This is a genomic window from Caloramator sp. ALD01 (assembly GCF_000472625.1).
GTDB lineage: Bacteria > Bacillota > Clostridia > Clostridiales > Caloramatoraceae > Thermobrachium > Thermobrachium proteoclasticum.
Genome location: NZ_AXAA01000006.1, coordinates 90,822 through 110,602, shown reverse-complemented (window position 1 = coordinate 110,602; position 19,781 = coordinate 90,822). Strand labels below are relative to the sequence as shown.

Genomic DNA, 19,781 nt, shown 5'->3' with positions numbered 1-19,781 from the left:
ATCAGGACGATGGCATCGCGAGGGTAGGACTTTTTCAAACAAAGAAAAGCTTAGAATTGCTTAGAGAAATGAACGAATGCCCAAGAAATCCTTCATAGGGCTAATCAGTATATAACTTTTTCAACAGCCTGATGTAGGTACTTAGGATACCTACCCTAACTTTAAAATTCTTTATGCAAAACCTCAAATACCTCCCTAATAACCTCATCACCTACACTCACCCTATTCCATATCTCCTCTGATTTAGCAGCCTGTGCTACAAGCATATATAACCCATTTACAGTCTTAAGTCCGATTTCTTCTGCCTTTTTTAAGAATAATGTTTTAGTTGGGTTATAAATTAAGTCAATTGCTACACTATAATTTTGAAGAATGTCTTTATCAACAGGTGAAGAGTCCATATTAGGGTACATTCCAACAGGTGTACAGTTTATTATGTAATCATAATTACGAAGATGTTTTAGTTCGCTATAATCTATACATTTTATTCCTTTAAATCTATCCTCTCCCCTTATCTTATCTCTACTTACTAAAACTACTTCGCCTATTTCATTATCTAAAAGGCTGTGGATTACTGCCTTTGAGGCTCCTCCACTTCCTAGTACTACAGCCCCTTTATTCTTTATATCTATATTATAAACATCAAGCATAGCCTTAAAGCCATAGTAGTCTGTATTATATCCTACCATCAAATTATCCTTAAAATCTATTGTATTAATCGCCCCTATCTTTTTAGCCTCCTCCGATACCTCATCTAAAAGCTCCACTACTTCGACTTTATAGGGGATTGTAACATTTAGACCTTTTACTTTATATTTTAGTTCATTTATTTTTTCCTTTAATCTACCTCTTTCTACTTCAAGTAAAACATATTCACCGTCAATATTTATCCTTTTTAATATTTCATTATGAATAATAGGAGAGTAACTATGGGAAAGTTTCTCTCCTATTAAGCCATATATATTTTTTAAACCATCCATAAATATCCATCCTTTTCAATAAGTAAGTCTAAAATACCAATAGCCGCTACAGCCTCAACTACTGGAACAGCACGAGGTACAATACAGGCATCGTGCCTTCCTTCAACCTTTAATTTTACATTTTGCATTAAACTTATGTCTACCGTATCCTGTTCCTTCAATATTGATGGAGTAGGTTTTATAGCAACCCTAAAAACTATAGGCATTCCATTTGTAATTCCACCTAAAATTCCACCGTTATTATTCTTTTTTGTTTTAATTTTTCCATTATCTATAATAAACTCATCATTTGCCTCTGAACCTGTCATTTTTGTTATATTAAAACCTTCCCCAAACTCAACTCCCTTTACTGCAGGTATTGAAAATAGAAGTTGGGATAATTTTGATTCAACAGAATCAAAAAATGGAGAACCTAAACCAGCCTCTACGTTTACTACTGCAGCTTCAATTATTCCACCTAATGAATCTCCATTTTCCTTTGCATCTAAAATTGCCTGCTTCATTTTTTGCCCTGCTTCATCGTCTAAAACAGCAAATTCTTTATTTTTTAAAGCGTTTAATGTTTCTTCTTCAATATTACAAAAATCAAAGCTACTATCCTCTATATCCTTTATACTCTTTATATGTGCCCCAATTATTATTCCCTTCTTTTTCAAAATTGTTTTTGCTATTGCCCCTACGAAAACAAGTGGGGCTGTTAACCTACCTGAAAAATGTCCTCCACCTCTATAATCATTAAAACCTCTGTATTTAACAAATCCCGTATAATCAGCGTGTCCTGGTCTTAAAATGTTCTTAGTTTTTTCATAGTCGGTAGATTTTTTATTTTCGTTTTGAATAATACAACAAAGGGGTGTACCAGTTGTTCTTCCATTAAAAAGGCCACTTAATATTTTTATTTCATCCTCTTCTCTTCTTGGAGTTGAAATACTACTTCTCCCCGGTGCCCTTCTTAACATTTCTCCTTTAATAAAATCAAAATCAAGCTCTAATCCTGCTGGTAGTCCATCTATTACAACACCTATTGCTTCTCCGTGGGATTCTCCAAACAAAGATATCTTTATATTTTTTCCCCAAATACTACTCATACACTTCACCACCTAATTTTATAAAGTGGTCAAAGAAATTTGGATATGATTTTTTAACCGCTTCAAAATTATGTATAATAACAGGCTCTCTACATCTAATTGAAGCAACAGCAAGTGCCATAGCTATTCTATGGTCATTCCAGCTATCCACAACACCGCCCTCTAATGTTTCTTTACCTTTTATTAAGAGTCCATCCTCAAACTCTTCAACATCTGCACCTAATTTATTTAATTCTGTTGCGATTGCCTTTAATCTATCAGATTCCTTTATTCTTAATCTTTTAGCATTTATTATTCTTGTTGTTCCCCTACTTAAGGCTGCAAGTGTTGCGATAATTGGTGTCAAATCGGGGCACTGGGATACATCTATATCTGCACCCTCTGTTGTAGAATTTTTTGCTGTTATATAGTCTTCATAAACAGCAATATTCCCCTTCATCCTATTTATAATATCTACTATTACCCTATCGCCCTGAAGTGAATTTATATTTAAACCTCTGCACTTAACTTCTTCACCTAAGATTCCTGCAACAAGCCAAAAGGCTGCCTGAGAATAATCCCCCTCAACCTTATAATCCGTAGGTATGTATCTTTGACCTCCTTTTATATAAAACTCCCTATAGTCATTATTTATCACATCTACTCCAAAATCCTTTAAAACATCTAAAGTCAAATCCACATATCCCCTCGATTCAAGATGGGTTGTTATAACTATTTTAGAATCTCCTTCAAGAAGGGGTAGTGCAAACAAAAGTCCTGAAATAAACTGCGAACTTATATTCCCAGCAACTTCATAAAGTCCACTCTTTAAAGTTCCCTTTACAGTAAGAGGAAGCCTTCCATCCTTATTTTTATACTTAATCCCCTGCTCTCTAAATATTTTATAAAAAACATCAAGAGGTCTTTCAACTAATTTACCACGACCTGTAAAGGTAACCTCCCCATCCTGCAAAAGACAAATAGGGATTAAAAATCTTAAAGTTGACCCTGACTCCCTGCAGTCTATCTCATTCTTTATTAAATTCAATTTATCCTTTCCTTTAATCAAAAGATTGCTAATTTCACCTTTAGAATCTATCTTATACTGCACACCAAAGCTCTTAACAGCCTCAAGCGTTGCTGTAATATCATCAGAAAATATTATATTCTCTACTTTGCTCATTCCATCTGCCAAAGAAGCACATATTATTGCCCTATGACTTATGCTTTTAGAGGGTGGTATTTCTACGCACCCCTTTAACCTTTTAGGTATTATTTTTATGCTCTTCACCAAATTCACCTCAAACCTTAGTATCTTATTCCCTTAATTCCAGAGCCTACTCCCTTTGACATCTTTATTATGTTTTTATGATACTCTATTCCTCCATCAACCCTGTTTTCCTTCAAAAGAAGAGCCGCATCTAAATCAACCTTTTTTATTCCAAGCCTTCCACAGGCAAGGGATGCTGCAAAGGTTATCCCAACGCTACTTTCCATCATACTACCTATCATACATTCAACACCATAGGCTTCTGCAATAGATAGTATTTTTTGTGCATTATAGAGCCCTCCACACTTCATAAACTTTATATTTAATATGTCGCAGGCTCTATTTGATAAAAGTCTCACTGCGTCTTGAAGTGAAAATAAAGATTCATCTGCCATAATAGGCATATATGTATTGTCGGTTACATATTTCAAGCCTTCTATATCATAGTATGGTACAGGCTGTTCAATTAACTCTATATCAAGCCCCATATCTTCCATTTTTCTAATGGTTCTAACCGCCTCTTTTGCACTCCATCCCTGGTTTGCATCGAGTCTTATATTTATATCCTTTGGAACTACGTCTCTAATTGCCTTAACTCTCTTTATGTCAAGTTCACTGTCGATTCCAACTTTAATCTTTAGGGTATTAAAACCTCTTGAAACGTACTCCTCTGCATCCTCTGCCATATCCTTTGGTTCTTTGACGCTAACTGTTATATCAGTTTCAACTTCAGTCCTTGCACCACCTAAAATAACGTATAAAGGCTTTTTGCACATTTTTGCAAACAAATCATAAACTGCCATATCAACTGCTGCCTTTGCACTTGTATTTTTTATTAGGCATTTATTTATTCTATACATTATGTTTTCTATCTCTTCAACATCCATTCCCTTTATAGAGGGAAATATATAATTAAACACTGCATCTTTTATATTTCCCTCTAAATCACCTGTTATAACTGGTGTTGATGCCGCTTCACCATATCCTATATTTCCATCATCAGTGTAAAGTTCTATTATGTAAGTTTTTAATGTAGTAACCTCTCTTAAGGCAGTTTTAAAGAGCTTTTCTAAAGGAACCTCAAGTGTTTTTATATCTACTCCAATTATTTTCATTTTATCCCCCCTAAAAAATTAATTTTTATCTAAATCATACTTCCACATAATGTAGGCATCTTCTCCTGTGTCTTGATAATAGCCCTTTCTTGTTGCAACACAGGTAAATCCCTTTTTCTTGTATAAATTTATAGCAGGTAGGTTTGATACTCTAACTTCAAGAGTCATCGCATTTATATTTCTCCTCTTTGCCTCATCAATCAAGACATCTACTAATTTTTCACCAAATCCAGCTCCTCTAAACTCAGGATGAACTGCTATGTTTGTAATATGTCCCTCATCAATCATACACCACATACCAGCATATCCTATTACTTTACCCTTATATTTTAAAACCTTATAAACCGCACAGCTATTTCTTGTAAGTTCTGTTTGAAAGGCCTCTTTACTCCAGGGAGTTTTAAAGCTCAAAACTTCAACCTCATAAACTCCATCAATATCTTCTAATTTCATATCTTCTATAATATATTCACTCAATCTTCTCACCTGTCCTCTTTTCATATTCCCTTTCTGCTTGAGATTTTCTTATATATAAAGGACTGAAGGTATAAATATCTGATATTTCACCTTTACTATATTTTTTAAGTGCAATCTCTCCTATGCTTGATGCCCTTGGAAGCATATTATTTTGTGTTGAAAAAAGAGCCTTATCCTTTAATCTATCTTTAATTCTTCCTATATGTATTGAAACTGCGTCTCCACAGAATAAAATTTTACTGTATGCTTCAAGCTTATCTAATAGTTCATCTATATGCAGTGCATCTATAGGCATTGTATTTATTAATTCTCCATCCTTATACTCATAAACTGCAGTATATACATTATCCCTTAGTGCATCCATAATAGGACAGATTACACCATCAAAACAGCCCTGTTGATATGCCATTGCCTCAAGGCTTGAAACTGTTATAAAGGTCTTATTTGAACCCTGAACCATTCCCTTTGCTGCTGCAACACCAATTCTAAGTCCCGTAAAGGAACCTGGCCCTCCTGATACAGCAATTATGTCTATATCCTGAAGACTGTTTTCTGTAATCTCCAGAAGTTTTTCTATCATTGGGAAAAGTATTACTGAATGTTGCATCTTGTGGTTTAGATATATTTCTCCTTCAACCTTATCATCAGATACAATAGCTACAGTTGCAACACTTGATGACGTATCCATTGCTAAAACCTTCATTACACTTCACCTTCCAATCCCTTTATTTGTACTTCTCTTATGCTATCATCTAATTTTTTTATGTATATATATATTTTATCCTTAGGAAGAAGCTCCTCTACCATATCTCCCCATTCAACAACACAAACACCATCGCCATAGAGATATTCATCAAAACCTATCTCATACATTTCATATATGTCATCTATCCTATATACATCAAAATGATAGAAGGGAAGCCTTCCCATATATTCATTTACTATTGTAAAGGTGGGGCTTGTAATATAGTCATCCACTCCAAGTCCTGCGGCTATACCCTTTGTAAGATGCGTTTTGCCTGCACCTAAGTCACCATTTAAGGAGATTACATCTCCTTTTTTTAACTTAGTACCTATTTTATATCCTAATTCAAATGTTTCTCTTTCATTATTTGTAACAAAAGTAATCATCTATTACACCAACCTCACAAGTATTTATTTTGGCATAAATCTATTTTATACCATAAATGTGAAATCATCAATTAGAAAGCAAAAAGTTGCCCAAAGGCAACTCTCAAGCTGTTGAAAAAGTTATATATTGATTAGCCCCATGAAGGATTTCTTGGCATCCCTTCATTTCGCCAAGCAATTCTAAGCTTTTCTTTGTTTGAAAAAGTCCTACCCTCGCGATGCCATCGTCCTGATGGCCGCTCGGCTCGGCACGTCCTGTGCCGAATTACGGACTTTTCCAAAGTCGAAAACCTAAGAATTGCTAAAGCTCATGAAAGAGCCTATTGAAATCCTTTCATGGGGCTTTTTCATATTTTCACTAACAAGTGGTTTTATCAACAGCATAAAAAAGTTGCCTGATGGCAACTTTTTTTTAGATTCTGTATATATTTATATCCTGCGAGAACTGTTCTGTAATCTTTTTAAAGTCTGCAATACTATCAATAAGCTTCTTAATCTCTTCTGTATAGCTTTGAACATTTGCTGCAACTTCCTCAGATGATGCAGAATTCTCCTCTGCAATAGCTGCAAGAGATTCAATCTTTTCATAAACCTTTATTATAGCATCAGTCTCTGATTGAAGCTTATTTGATGTTTCAATAAGTTTATCTGCAACCTGCTTTATTGTATCCTTTGCTTCACTACTTGAATGAACCGCAGTATTTAACTTTTTGTTTTCGTCATTTAAAACCTCAAACTGCTCTGCAACTGAATTTACTTGGATTTCTATCTGATTTACAAAGTCAAGAAGTCTATTGTTTATATCGTCAACTGCAACCTTTGACTGTTCTGCAAGCTTTCTAACCTCATCTGCAACAACAGCAAAACCACGTCCAGCTTCTCCAGCACGTGCTGCCTCAATTGAAGCATTAAGTGCAAGAAGGTTTGTCTGTGCCGCTATTTGTGAAACAAGTTCCACAACCTCTGTTATTCCCTTTGCCTGTTCCTTTATTTCAAAACTTCTATTCTTTACAACCTCAAAATTCTTCAATAGCTCATTAAGTTTTTGAGATGTCATATCAACATACTTAAAGCTTGTTTCAATTTTCTCTACAGCATTTTCAAGTTCTTCCTTGTTCTGCATCTCTATTTCCACTACATTTTTAATTGCCTCAACGTTGTCATTAAGTAGTGCAACTGATGTTTCTGTTTCTCCAGCTTGAGTCATAGCCGCCTCTGCCACCTGTTCAACAACACTTGATATTTCATCTGATGTATATTTCATCTTATCTGCAATTGTTGTTAAAGTATTGCTAAATGTATTCATCTCATCTGTAATTCCTTTAAATCCTACAAAATCCTTTCTTACTATGTCTTTATATTCATTTAATGCATCAAATATTTTTTCGAAGTAGTCTCCTGTTTCTATTCTTCCATCCTCTACATATTCGTGGGATTTTATCCTCTTTAGTTCCTTCACAATTCTATATAGTGGCCTGTTGATTAGTTTAGTTCCTAAAATAGTTGCAATTAAGGCATATGCAAAGGATGCATATAAAGCTACTTCCTTTGAAACCAAAAGTGTAGGTATTTCAAGTAGTGCAAATAATATAAATGAAACTATTGATGACTTTAATTCTATATCCTTTACAAAGCCTAATATCTTGTTTAATCTAAACTTTTCTGTCACATATATATCCCTTTCAAAGGTTAACTTTAACTCGAGAGTATCTGAAGCCTCTGAAAGCTCTTCTATTTGAACCTTTTCTTTAAAATATTCTGCAGAACCTTCAATTAAACCTAAAAAATAATCAAACATTCCTCTTTTAGAATAGTATTTAAACACTGCTTCTCGTCTTGAAATTGGCTTCATCTCCAATATAGGAGGTTTTGCACCAGGTATTCTCTTTACCACAATAACGTGTACATCATACATAGATTTTAAAAAGCCATAAAGGCTATCGTGCTTAAAGAAAGCTGGATAGTCTATACTAAAGGTTTTTATATTATCTCTACCTATGCTTCTCCAAAGCTGCTGTGTTGTAATTCCCTTTTCCTTTGATATAAAGCTCATCATTGACTTAACCTTTTCATCCTGTACATCTTCTATAGGTGAAAACATTTTATCTTTATTAAAACCTATATGTTCAAGTGCTCTATCTACAACGTTATCTCCGTATAATTTTCTACAAGTTTTTACCCAAGTTGATACTGCTGTTCCCTTCATATTAACACCTCCAACTAAATTGTATCAAATATTTACAACCAATTCAATTCTTTTAATAATGATTTTTGTTATTAATTGTAGAATTAATGTTTGTTTTGTAGTACAATACTATATATCGAAGAAACTATAAAAAAGTTTATGGAGGTTTTATGGAAAGACTTGATCTTCATCAAATTGTTGCTTCCCTTGCATTTTCCGTTGATTTAGCTGAAACAAGTATTGTAGCTGACACCGATTTTGAAGATTATACTGCCAACCTAAACTTATCAAAACATAAATTTCTAAATCACGCAAGAAGAGCAACCTATGTTGCCTTAAGAGTTGCAAAAATGATAAATGATGATGAAAATTTTTTAAGTAAAGTTTTTATAGCAACAGCACTCCACGATATAGGAATAAAAAGGGATATAGATTCAGCCCACTCTGATTTTGATATTATACTTGAACATTCTAAGCTTGGAGAAGCTCTTATACTTAGACTTCCTGTTGATAAGGAACTTGCAAGCATTATTAAGTACCATCACGAAAACTTCAATGGTACTGGTGTTTATAAACTAAAGGGAGAGGATATACCACTAATATCCAGAATTATACGATTGGCAGATATATTTGAAATATTGTATGATGAAACAAAATCTAACTTTATACAGAGAAATAGAATTAATGAATGGATAAATGAACATAAAAACAGTCTATTTGATCCAAATATTGTTGATGTTTATAACAAAGTGCAGTTCATTGATGCCTTTTGGCTTGATATAGAAAATATTGCGTACACAAATCAAATACTTGATAAAATAATACCTGAAACTAAAATACCTGCAACACTTGAAGATATTAAACGCATTGCTGAAGTATTTGCATATATAATAGACCACAAAAGTCATTTTACCTATACTCACTCTACAAATCTTACAAAATATGTTAAAAAGGTTTGTAACTATATTGGTTTTGATAAAAATAAAACACTTAAGATGGAAATTGCTGCACTGCTACACGATATAGGTAAACTCTCTATCCCTAATTCTATACTTGATAAAAATGGTAAACTTACCGCAGAGGAAATGCAGATAATGCGTTCACACACATATTATACAAGGCTCATCCTTTCTAAAATTGATGGTTTTGAGGAAATTGCTGAATGGGCTGCAAACCATCACGAAAAACTTAATGGAAAAGGATATCCCTTAGGACTTGATGCCGATAAGCTTTCCTTAGAGTCAAGAATTATGGCAATATGCGATATTTACGAAGCTTTAACAGCAGATAGGCCCTATAGAGCTGGAATGAGTGCCGATGATGCCTTTAAGATTATACAGACTATGGTTAAATCTGGTGAGCTTTGCCATAAGGCATTTAATATCGTAAAACAGGCTCTATTATAAAAATAAGATATAGCCCCGTGAAGGATTTTAACAATCCACTCACGGGGCTTTTTATGGACTGTATACTATTAATAACTTCTATTTTAATATCGTATGCATCTTTTGGTATAGTACAAAAGTTACAAACGATGCTACTATACCCTTAATCAAATTAAAGGGCATAATGCAGTACACAATTAAAGTATTTAAATCTACAACTAAACTGTTTACCTTTGAAGTTACTTGAACAACAGCCTTAATTGGAAAATGTAGAACCTTTTCATAGAGCGGTAAGAAAACATAATAGTTTGCAACAGATGCTATAACTGCCATTACAAGCACACCAGAAGTTAAAGACAAAACTGCTCCCTTTTTTGTCTTATCCCTTTTATAAAGTGCACCAGCAGTATATACTAAGCTTGATCCTACTATAAAATTAGCAAATTCCCCTATACCAAATGTACTTCCCTTTGTAATAAGATGTAGAAGATTTTTAACCGCCTCCACAACAATACCAAATAAAGGGCCAAAGGCAAAGGCTGCAAATAATGCTGGTACATCGCTTAAGTCAATCTTTAAGAAATCTGGAAAAAGTGGCAGTGGAAATTCAATAAACATAATTAAATAGGCCACTGCTGCCAAAATTGAAATTTTTGTTAGTTTCTGTGTCTTTGACATAAAATCCTCCCCTTTCTTTAATCTCAGGGCGGAGAGAAAATAAAAAACCTCTGAAATCTCCAGAGGCAAAAAAAGATAAACCTTCTCCCATCCAGACTATACTGTCGGCCTCGGAATTTCACCGAGTCATGCCTTGCGGCTCGCGGGCTATACCGCCGGTCGGGAATTTCACCCTGCCCTGAAGATTTTTTATTCTTATAATTTTATCTATATAGTATTATATAATAATTTCCAGTTGAATTCAATATTTTAAGCACAGAATTTTTCTAAATCTAATATTTTTAAATAGCGTCTTCCTGATTCTATTATCCCACTATCTTTAAATTCGTTTACAATACGAGATAGGGTTTCTCTTGTCATATTTAATAGATAAGCTATTTCTTGATAGTTTACATCAAGCTCTACCTCAACTTGTCCATCCTTATAGCTACTATATCCATTAAAATACTCAAGTATAAAGCTTACAAAGGAATGTCTATGGTTGCCGGAGCTTGTATATCCTTGTCTTATCATCTGTAAGTCCATACTTTTTATAATTAGGCTGTGTATATATACTCTAAATTCAGCATTTTCCTTTAAATAATTTAATATCTTATCTTTATCAATAAGATAAACACAGCTATTTATCGCTGCCTCGTATTTAAAGGTAGATTCATCTGTAAACACAGAAAAGTTAAAAAACTCCCCTGGGAATACGAAGCTACATATCATATCCCTTCCCATATAGTTGTCGTGCTTTATTGCAAATTTACCTCTTTCTAAAAAGAAAAACTTACTTTTTATATTTTCTCTTTCAATTTCTTCACCCTTTAAGTATAGAACCTTCTTAAAGTCATCACCAAAAATATTGTAAAATTTATCTATTGTTTTTTCTATGTCATAAAAATATCTTCTATGATGTGTACTTAAAATCTTGTCATAAATTTCCCTACTCACACTCTCACTCCCTTTAAAGTTACTATACTATATATCGTAATCTATTAAAAAAAATTTAGTTAATTTTTATAAAAAAATAAAGAATTATTTAAAACTCATTAAAATAAGGACACCTTCGGATTCCCTTTCAGGATGTTTAAAAAGTTATATATTGATTAGCCCCATGAAGGATTTCTTAGGCATTCGTTCATTTCGCTAAGCAATTCTAAGCTTTTCTTTGTTTGAAAAGTCCTACCCTCGCGATGCCATCGTCCTGATGGCCGCTCGGCTCGGCACGTCCTGTGCCGAATTACGGACTTTTTCAAAGTCGAAAACCTAAGAATTGCTAAAGCTTATGAAAGAGCCTATTGAAATCCTTTCATGGGGCTTTTTCATACTTTAGCTAACAAGTGGGGTTGTCAACAATCAAAAGGACACCTACAGGTGTCCTTTATGCCCTCTTAAATACAATTCTTCCATCTATTAAAACATATTGTGTCTTTGCCATTACATCAAGTGGAAATTTATCTAACACTACTATATCTGCATCCTTTCCAACCTCTAAAGAACCAACTCTATCATCAATCTTTAATATCTTTGCTGGATTTATTGTAATTGCCTTTAAAGCTTCCATTTCATCCATACCGTGCTTTACTGCAAGGGCCGCACATAGAGGTAGATATTGTATTGGAATAACTCCGTGGTCAGTCATTATTGCAATATCTATTCCCTTTTTACTAAGAATACCTGCAGTTTCAAAGGTCAATTCCCTAAGTTCTACCTTACTTCTCTCAGAAAGGCTTGGTCCTACTATAAGAGGATACCCCTCTTCCTTTAACTCATCAGCTATTAGATGTCCCTCTGTACAGTGATCTAAGGTTAAATCTATATTGAACTCCTTTGCTATTCTAATTGCAGTAAACATATCATCAGCCCTATGAGCGTGTACTTTTAAAGGTATTTCCCTTTTTAAAACTGGAATTAGACTTTCGTATCTCATATCGAAATCTGGTTTATCTTCTTCTTCCTCTGCATTTTCCTTTTTATTTAAATACTCCTGTGCCTTATATAATGTATCCCTCAAAAGAGCAGCAATTCCCATTCTTGTTGTAGGCATCTCGTGCTTCTCGTGATAAGTTGATTTTGGATTTTCTCCAAAGGCTACCTTTATAGCAGCTGGACTCTTTACAATCATATTATCTATTCTTTTGCCATAGGTCTTTATTACTGCAAAGCTTCCTGAAATTACATTAGCACTTCCAGGTCCTGAGCAAACACAGGTTATACCATTTTCATAAGCCTCTTTGAAGGTTTTATCCATTGGATTTATACCATCTATTGCTCTTAAATGTGGCGTTATAGGATCAGTTGCTTCGTTGCCATCTGCTCCCTCAAAGCCAACTCCATCCTCCCACATTCCAAGGTGGCAGTGGGCATCAATCATACCTGGCATTATATAACCACCCTTTGCATCTATAACTTCAAAATCTCCTTCAAATTGCTTTTCTTCTCCTACATATTTTATCTTTGAACCATCCACAAGGACACAACCATTCTCTATAATTTTACCTGCCATAGTCAAAACAGTACCATTTTTTATTAAAATCATCTAATTACCCCCTTATATCTTCATTGAAAGTGCTATTCTCTTTCTTTCTAAATCTACCTCTAAAACCTTAACATCTACAACTTGACCTACCTTAACATAATCTGCTGGATGTTTAACATACGTTTCTGATATCTCAGACTTATGAACAAGCCCATCTTGATGAACTCCTATGTCAACAAAAGCACCAAAATCTGCAACATTTCTTACTGTTCCCTTTAAAATCATACCTGGCTTTAAATCCTCCATCTTTAGGACATCGCTTCTAAAGATTGGCTTTTCAAGTTCATCTCTTATATCTCTTCCTGGCTTTTTAAGTTCCTTAACTATATCAAGTAAAGTAGGTATTCCTATATTAATTTCAGATGCAATTTTTTCTTCTCCATAATTTTCAAGTCTTGCATCTATATCCTGAAGTTTATTTTGCTTAACATCCTCTTTGCTATAGCCTAATATATTTATAAGTTTTTCTGCAGCTTCATAGGATTCTGGGTGAACAGCAGTATTGTCAAAAACATTATCTCCATCTGTTATTCTCAAAAATCCTGCACACTGCTCAAATGCCTTCTCTCCAAGCCTTTTTACCTTTAAAAGTTCTCTTCTATTTTTAAATTTTCCGTTTTCTTCTCTGTATTCTACTATGTTTTTAGCAATAGCAGCATTTATACCTGAAACATATGAAAGTAGCGATTGTGATGCTGTATTTAAATCTACTCCAACTGAGTTTACCGCATCCTCTACAACTCCATTTAATGCCTCTGAAAGACGCTTTTGTGATACATCGTGCTGATACTGACCAACACCTATTGATTTTGGATCAATTTTTACAAGTTCTGCAAGTGGATCCTGAAGTCTTCTGGCAATTGAGATTGCACCTCTTAATGAAACATTTATATCTGGAAACTCCTTTGCCGCAAGTTCTGATGCTGAATAAACTGATGCCCCTGCCTCAGATACAACAACATAGAATATCTCTTTTCCAGTTTCCTCCTTTACTTCCCTTATAAGTTCTGATAAAAATGCTTCTGATTCACGGGATGCAGTACCATTACCTAAAGAAATAATCTCCACATTATACTTGTAAATTAGCTCCTTAAGGGCTCTTTTACTACCCTCTATATCGTTTTGTGGTTCTGTCGGGTAAACTGTTGTAGTGTCAAGTAGCTTCCCTGTTTCATCTACAACAGCTATCTTACATCCTGTTCTAAACGCAGGGTCAAATCCTAAAACCACCTTATTTTTTACAGGAGGTTGAAGAAGTAGATTTTTTAAGTTAATTGAAAATACCTTTATTGCCTGCTCTTCTGCTTTGTCTGTAAGCATATTTCTAATTTCCCTCTCTATAGAAGGAGAAATCAATCTATTGTAGCTGTCCTTTATTGCATCCCTTATGTATTTTGTCTCCTGTGCTTCTCTTTTTATTATCTTCTTTTCAAGATATAGAAGTATTTTTTCAACTGGTGCATCTATCTTAACTTGTAAAAATTCTTCTCTTTCTCCTCTGTTTATTGCTAAAATTCTGTGGGGTACAATTCTACAAACCGCCTCACTATAATCGTAGTACATTTCGTATGGTGAACGTTCATCCTTAGTTTTTTTAGTTACTATAACTCCCTCTTTATATGTAATATCTCTAATTGCCTTTCTGTAATCTGCATTATCCGATATATCCTCTGCTATAATATCAAGTGCACCTGAAATGGCATCTTCCTTTGTTGTTACCTTTAACTCTTCATTTATGTATTTTTCTGCTTCCTTTTCTAAATCTCCATCGAAATCCTGTGAGATTATTAAGTTAGCAAGTGGTTCTAATCCCTTTTCCTTTGCAATAGTTGCTCTTGTCCTCTTCTTTGGTCTAAAGGGGCGATAAATATCATCTACCTCTGTTATTGTCTCTGCTGCTTCAATCTTTGCAACTATTTCATCTGTAAGCTTTCCCTGTTCATCTATTAGTCTTTTTACTTCATCTTTTTTAGCCAATAGGTTTCTAAGATATGTCAACCTTTCATAAAAATTTCTAAGTGTTGTATCATCAAGATTTCCTGTAGCCTCTTTACGATATCTTGCAATAAAAGGAATGGTATTTCCTGCATCAATTAAATCTACTGTGTTTTTTACCTGCCATTCCTTTATTCCAAGCTCCTCTGACAGCCTTTTTATAATATCCATTACCCATCACTCCTTAAACAAACTTTCAACATCCTTTTCCATAACAAAAACCATTAAATACTCACCTGTTTTTGTACTAATGTCACAGTGAATACTAACAACCTTTACATTTACAATATCCTCTATTATAGCCTCCAGTTTTCCTCTTAAAACATCCTCAAGCATATATCTAAATTCTTTAATAGTTTTTCTTCCCTCTGGAGACTGTGCAAGCCTTTTTTCTGCTGGTGTTAAAACCTTTTTTAACCTAACAATTATCATATCCTTAAATATGTGTGCCATTGCTTCTTCTGCACCACGACCTATCTCTTCCTTTTCAAAATGTATTAAAGCATTGCTTATTTTCATTTCTAAATTTCCCTTTAGAGACATAAAAACACCTCCATTTATAATTTCTCTACTATTTTATATTTACCTTTCTATAATATCAAGGGAAATTTAATTTATTTAAATATTAAAAAAGATATCAACAATTGCAATATAATTATTGCAGGTACTCCATACCTAAACTTAGGTTTTCTTGTTTTATGGTGAAAGAGGTACATTGATAAATATACACCTATACTTCCACCTATTAGAGCTACAATCAATAGAGTATTCTCCCTTATTCTCCATCTTTTATATTTCGCTTTAAATTTATCTACCATAATAAGTAAAATGCCCAAGACATTAATGATTAACAAATAGTATTCAAAAAGCATCTTTTCACCCCCCCAAAAAGTGCCACCCAGGTGAAATGTGACATTTTTCATTTCGCGGTATATTTTTATGGAAGCTAAAAAAATCATACCAATATTAGTATTATACTACATTTTACTCAATATAGCTTATATTTAATAAAATGATAATTATATCATTAGTAATACTTTATATTTTTTAAATAAAAAATAATGTGTCCGATTAGGACACATTATTCTTCTTCAGGCATAGATTCTTTTTTTCTGTTTTTCTTTTGTTTCTTTTCTTCTTTCTTTGCCATACTTATCACCCCTCCCCATATAAGTTAACCAAATTTTTATAAATTATACAGGTTATAATAAATTTTCTTATAAAAAAACGACTGTCGATTGAACAGTCGTTTTACTTTATATTACTTATTGAAATATCTTTCTAATAATCCCTTGAACGCTGCACCGTGTCTTGCTTCATCCTTGCACATTTCGTGAACAGTGTCGTGAATTGCATCAAGGTTAAGTTCCTTTGCTCTCTTTGCAAGCTTTAATTTTCCTTCACAAGCACCATATTCTGCTTGAACTCTCATCTCTAAATTCTTCTTTGTGCTGTCTGTTACAACTTCTCCTAAAAGTTCAGCAAACTTTGCTGCGTGTTCTGCTTCTTCTATTGCGATTCTCTTATATGCTTCTGCAACTTCTGGATATCCCTCTCTATCAGCTTGACGGCTCATTGCAAGATACATACCAACTTCAGTACATTCTCCTATAAAGTTCATCTTTAGTCCTTCTATTATTTCAGGATCAACATCCTTAGCAACTCCTATTCTGTGCTCATCTGCCCAAACAAGCTTTCCATCTTCTTTTACTATAAACTTTTCCTTTGGAGCATTACATTGTGGACACTTGTCTGGTGCCTCCATTCCTTCGTGAACATAACCACATATTGTACATACAAACTTTTTCATTTTAACATCCTCCCTTTATTTATATAAATATTTATATTTTCCTTTGACATCTTTATAATAACATAAATATTTTATTTTGACAATAGTTTTTTGTAGAAAATTATTATCCATAATAAATTATTGAAAATTTTATTTTGATACATATAATATACCATAGAGGGGTATAAAGGAGGTGTGTTTATGCCATTATTTACTTACAAATGTGAAATATGTGAAAACGAATTTGAGGAATTAGTAAGAAACGCAGATGAAACGGTAGAATGCCCTAAATGTAAAAGTACACTTGTTAAGAAAAAACTTCCCACAATAAAAGTAAATGGTTCATCAAACTCTTCTAAATCAAGTGGCTTCTCTTGAGCAGGATGCTAATTTTGGCTGGAGGCCAAAAACAAAAAGTAGGTGAATTTTTCACCTACTTTACTATCTTCAAATAATCCTTAATATCAAATACATCCTCTTCTGTTTGATAAAGTTTATGCTTTACAAACTTCACATCCTTATATGTTGTTTTCATTATACTCATCATTGCAATATGATTTTTTGCATTTTTAGAATCTAAATCCTCTAACCTTGCTTCAAGTCTATCCTGACTTGTTCTTATCTCATTTGTATCTAACTTTATTCCCTTTATGTCAGTTTCCATAGAGTCCACCCTATGTTCAATATTGTCCATTCGTTGCTCAATATTATCCATTCGTTTTTCTATATTGTCCATTTGTTTTTCAATATTATCCATTCGCTGATCAATATTGTCCATTCGTTTTTCAATGTTATCCATTCGTTGCTCAATATTGTCCATTCGTTTTTCAATGTTATCTATTCGTTTTTCAATATTGTCCATTCGTTTTTCAATGTTATCCATTCGTTGTTCAATACCATCAATTCGTTTTTCAATATTATCTATTCTATTGTCAATATTATCCAACTTATTCAAAATCAAATTTAAAACCTGTTCCATATATTCACCTCCAAAACACCCTCAAAGATAATTTTATATTAAAAAGGCTTATTTATCAATAAAATCTATAATGTAAAATAAAACTTAACTCCACCTTCAATATTTTGGGCTCCAACCTTTCCTCCGTGTAGTTCAATGATATTCTTAACTATACTTAGTCCTAACCCAGTACCCCCATATTTTTTATTCCCTGACTTATCAAGCTTATAAAACTTACTCCATATATTCTCCAATTCTTCTTCTGGTATGTTCTCACCAGAGTTAATTACCTCAAATTTAACCAAATCATCTTCTTTATATAAATTTATTTCAATCTTTCCAGTAGAATGCCTTATTGCATTGGTCAGATAGTTAGTTATGACCTGTTCAATTCTATAAAAGTCAGCCTTAGCTAAAACATCAGTCAAATTCATTATTAATTCTATTTTATTTTCTCTTATACTTCCCTCAAACTTTTTAACTACCCTCATTACTAAATCCTTTAAATTAAATTCCTCAATAACTAAATTGTATTTCCCCGCTTCAAGTTGAGATAAATCCAACATATCGTTAACAAGACTTGCCATTTTTTTAGTTTCATCAAGTAAAATATCTATATAATAATCCTTATCCTTTTCATCAAACACATCATCCTTAAAGGCCTCAAGATATCCTTGTATGAGGTTTATAGGAGTTTTTAGCTCGTGGGATGTAGCGGCTATAAAATCCTTTCTCATCCTTTCAAGCTTCTTTTCTTTTTCTATGTCCTCCTCAAGCCTTTTATTTGCCTCCCTTAAGGAATTTAGTGCATCCTTTAGATTTTCAGACATTGTATTTATTGCACTTGCAAGCATTCCAAGTTCATCATCCGACTTTATATCAATTCTTTTGCTAAAATCTAAATTAGCAATCCTGTCCGCTACATCCTTTATTTCCAGTATAGGTCTTGAAACATTTTTAGAGTAGATTAAAGATACTATTAAAGTAACAATTATTCCTGCCGCAAATAAATATACATAAAGCTCCTTTATTACCTTTGACGCCTCATTTATTGGCTGAAGCAATGACGTACATACAATATACTCATTTTTTTCACTAAAATTATATATAGTTATAATACTACTTATCGGATATCTTTTATTATAATAAATCATAGAAAAATATTTGTTCTCTTTAACTTTAGATAGCAAATTATCTGTGCTTATTCTAAAGATTGCATCTGTAATAATTCTTATGTTTTCCTTTGCACCTTTATCTACTGCTGGATTAACCGCATATTTTACATTCCCTTCTTTATCTAAAATCAAAAATCTGTAACCAAAGGCCTTATTAATATCAACTGACTTTTCAAAGGATAATTTTAGATCTCCTGTTTTTTCATATGTCTCAACAAAATTGCTTAATACATTTATTGCCTCTATTTTTCTTTTATGGACATAAAACCTTTCAAAAAATATGTGCTGAAATGCAAAGGAGAAAATAATAAAAAGGACTAATATTAGTGAGTTTATTAAAAATAACTTCTTTACAATACTACCTCTCATTTTTTGCATCAAATTTATATCCCACTCCTCTTATTGTTGTTATTAAATAGGATTTTTCCTTTAATTTTTCACGTATTCTCCTTATATGCGTATCAACCGTCCTTAAATCCACATCCTTTTCTAATCCCCAAACACTATCTAAAATCTGTTCTCTTGTCAAAATTATCCCTTTATTTTTATATAAATACAATAAAAGTTCAAATTCCTTTGGGGACAAAATAACCTCATCATTATCTAAATAAACAGAATATGCTGCTTCGTCAATTCTAAGTCCATCGACTACATCAATGCACAATTCATTTTTCGAATGATATACTCGTTTTATAATAGCAGTTACACTTGCTAAAACCACCTTAGGACTTAATGGTTTTGTTAAATACACATCTACTCCAAGTGAATACCCTAAAAGCTTATCATCATCCTCTGATTTAGCTGTTAGCATAATAACAGGAACATCTGAAAACTTTCTAATTTCCACCAAAGTCTGCCACCCATCTAAAAAGGGCATCATAACATCAAGTACAACAAGATGTATCTTTTCTTTTTTTAAGATATTAATAGCCTCGAAGCCATTTGAGGCCTCGAGGGTATTGTATTCTTCTTTATTCAAATATGCACAAATAAGTTTTCTTATTCTTTCTTCATCGTCAACAACTAAAATAGTCTCCTTCATTTTACCACCC

20 protein-coding genes and 1 riboswitch are annotated in these 19,781 nt (G+C 33.2%); of the genes, 2 read left to right on the top strand and 18 right to left on the bottom strand.

Translation table 11 applies throughout. The features are described from left to right. Positions 1 to 161: 161 nt before the first annotated feature. The 8 genes from aroE to A3M9_RS0104595 all read right to left on the bottom strand — a co-directional run bounded on the left by aroE (position 162) and on the right by A3M9_RS0104595 (position 8,246). Complete coding sequence (aroE, locus tag A3M9_RS0104630; protein ID WP_035165847.1) at positions 162 to 980, bottom strand: shikimate dehydrogenase; 819 nt, start codon at positions 978 to 980, stop codon at positions 162 to 164. Then, entirely contained in the window at positions 968 to 2,068 is a 1,101-nt protein-coding gene (aroC, locus tag A3M9_RS0104625) for a chorismate synthase (protein WP_027308180.1), read from the bottom strand. Before aroC ends, aroE begins: the two co-directional genes overlap by 13 nt. After that, positions 2,061 to 3,338: a 3-phosphoshikimate 1-carboxyvinyltransferase gene (aroA, locus tag A3M9_RS0104620; protein WP_027308179.1), complete on the bottom strand. Its 1,278-nt coding sequence runs from the start codon at positions 3,336 to 3,338 to the stop codon at positions 2,061 to 2,063. The genes aroC and aroA overlap by 8 nt, the downstream gene beginning before the upstream one ends. A gap of 17 nt (positions 3,339 to 3,355) precedes the next feature. Beyond that, positions 3,356 to 4,432, bottom strand: a complete 1,077-nt coding sequence (locus A3M9_RS0104615; RefSeq protein WP_027308178.1) for a dipeptide epimerase — start codon at positions 4,430 to 4,432, stop codon at positions 3,356 to 3,358. A gap of 18 nt (positions 4,433 to 4,450) precedes the next feature. Next, positions 4,451 to 4,933: a ribosomal protein S18-alanine N-acetyltransferase gene (gene rimI / locus A3M9_RS0104610; protein ID WP_051350593.1), complete on the bottom strand. Its 483-nt coding sequence runs from the start codon at positions 4,931 to 4,933 to the stop codon at positions 4,451 to 4,453. Further along, positions 4,902 to 5,612: a tRNA (adenosine(37)-N6)-threonylcarbamoyltransferase complex dimerization subunit type 1 TsaB gene (gene tsaB, locus A3M9_RS0104605; protein WP_027308176.1), complete on the bottom strand. Its 711-nt coding sequence runs from the start codon at positions 5,610 to 5,612 to the stop codon at positions 4,902 to 4,904. The genes rimI and tsaB overlap by 32 nt, the downstream gene beginning before the upstream one ends. Further along, entirely contained in the window at positions 5,612 to 6,040 is a 429-nt protein-coding gene (tsaE, locus tag A3M9_RS0104600; RefSeq protein WP_035165845.1) for a tRNA (adenosine(37)-N6)-threonylcarbamoyltransferase complex ATPase subunit type 1 TsaE, read from the bottom strand. Before tsaE ends, tsaB begins: the two co-directional genes overlap by 1 nt. Positions 6,041 to 6,452: 412 nt before the next feature. Beyond that, on the bottom strand, positions 6,453 to 8,246 hold the full coding sequence (locus tag A3M9_RS0104595) for a methyl-accepting chemotaxis protein (RefSeq protein ID WP_027308174.1): 1,794 nt from the start codon (positions 8,244 to 8,246) through the stop codon (positions 6,453 to 6,455). A 149-nt stretch (positions 8,247 to 8,395) separates the two neighbouring features. On the opposite strand from A3M9_RS0104595, the gene A3M9_RS0104590 reads away from it, so the two are divergent. Continuing rightward, a complete protein-coding gene (locus tag A3M9_RS0104590) occupies positions 8,396 to 9,631 on the top strand; it encodes an HD domain-containing phosphohydrolase (RefSeq protein ID WP_027308173.1) in 1,236 nt (411 codons plus the stop codon). 78 nt (positions 9,632 to 9,709) lie between these two features. Here the strand turns inward: A3M9_RS0104590 and A3M9_RS0104585 are convergent, their stop codons facing one another. The 7 genes from A3M9_RS0104585 to A3M9_RS0104555 form a co-directional block, all read right to left on the bottom strand. Further along, entirely contained in the window at positions 9,710 to 10,288 is a 579-nt protein-coding gene (locus A3M9_RS0104585; protein ID WP_027308172.1) for an ECF transporter S component, read from the bottom strand. A 75-nt stretch (positions 10,289 to 10,363) separates the two neighbouring features. Next, positions 10,364 to 10,478: riboswitch (FMN riboswitch) on the bottom strand. 59 nt (positions 10,479 to 10,537) lie between these two features. Then, on the bottom strand, positions 10,538 to 11,224 hold the full coding sequence (locus tag A3M9_RS0104580; protein ID WP_027308171.1) for a Crp/Fnr family transcriptional regulator: 687 nt from the start codon (positions 11,222 to 11,224) through the stop codon (positions 10,538 to 10,540). Positions 11,225 to 11,654: 430 nt separating this feature from the next. After that, a complete protein-coding gene (locus A3M9_RS0104575) occupies positions 11,655 to 12,812 on the bottom strand; it encodes an amidohydrolase (protein WP_027308170.1) in 1,158 nt (385 codons plus the stop codon). Between the two features lie 12 nt (positions 12,813 to 12,824). After that, positions 12,825 to 14,978 carry a Tex family protein gene (locus tag A3M9_RS0104570; protein ID WP_027308169.1) on the bottom strand — a complete coding sequence of 718 codons (2,154 nt, stop codon included), beginning with the start codon at positions 14,976 to 14,978 and terminating at the stop codon, positions 12,825 to 12,827. 6 nt (positions 14,979 to 14,984) lie between these two features. Continuing rightward, positions 14,985 to 15,350: a DUF2294 domain-containing protein gene (locus A3M9_RS0104565; protein ID WP_027308168.1), complete on the bottom strand. Its 366-nt coding sequence runs from the start codon at positions 15,348 to 15,350 to the stop codon at positions 14,985 to 14,987. A 71-nt stretch (positions 15,351 to 15,421) separates the two neighbouring features. Next, positions 15,422 to 15,679: a DUF1294 domain-containing protein gene (locus A3M9_RS0104560; protein ID WP_027308167.1), complete on the bottom strand. Its 258-nt coding sequence runs from the start codon at positions 15,677 to 15,679 to the stop codon at positions 15,422 to 15,424. A 389-nt stretch (positions 15,680 to 16,068) separates the two neighbouring features. Beyond that, positions 16,069 to 16,617: an NADH peroxidase gene (locus tag A3M9_RS0104555; protein WP_027308166.1), complete on the bottom strand. Its 549-nt coding sequence runs from the start codon at positions 16,615 to 16,617 to the stop codon at positions 16,069 to 16,071. A gap of 180 nt (positions 16,618 to 16,797) precedes the next feature. Here A3M9_RS0104555 and A3M9_RS14390 point away from each other — a divergent pair, with 180 nt between their 5' ends. Next, the gene (locus tag A3M9_RS14390; protein WP_073248898.1) at positions 16,798 to 16,974 is read left to right on the top strand and encodes an FmdB family zinc ribbon protein; all 177 of its coding nucleotides are present in this window, start codon (positions 16,798 to 16,800) and stop codon (positions 16,972 to 16,974) included. A 55-nt stretch (positions 16,975 to 17,029) separates the two neighbouring features. On the opposite strand, the gene A3M9_RS14125 is transcribed toward A3M9_RS14390, so the two are convergent. The 3 genes from A3M9_RS14125 to A3M9_RS0104535 all read right to left on the bottom strand — a co-directional run bounded on the left by A3M9_RS14125 (position 17,030) and on the right by A3M9_RS0104535 (position 19,771). Further along, positions 17,030 to 17,575 carry a hypothetical protein gene (locus tag A3M9_RS14125; protein WP_051350592.1) on the bottom strand — a complete coding sequence of 182 codons (546 nt, stop codon included), beginning with the start codon at positions 17,573 to 17,575 and terminating at the stop codon, positions 17,030 to 17,032. A 65-nt stretch (positions 17,576 to 17,640) separates the two neighbouring features. After that, entirely contained in the window at positions 17,641 to 19,107 is a 1,467-nt protein-coding gene (locus A3M9_RS0104540; RefSeq protein WP_035165842.1) for a cell wall metabolism sensor histidine kinase WalK, read from the bottom strand. After that, positions 19,088 to 19,771 (bottom strand): response regulator transcription factor, encoded by a 684-nt coding sequence (locus tag A3M9_RS0104535; protein ID WP_027308164.1) that lies wholly within the window; start codon positions 19,769 to 19,771, stop codon positions 19,088 to 19,090. The genes A3M9_RS0104540 and A3M9_RS0104535 overlap by 20 nt, the downstream gene beginning before the upstream one ends. Positions 19,772 to 19,781 lie beyond the last annotated feature (10 nt).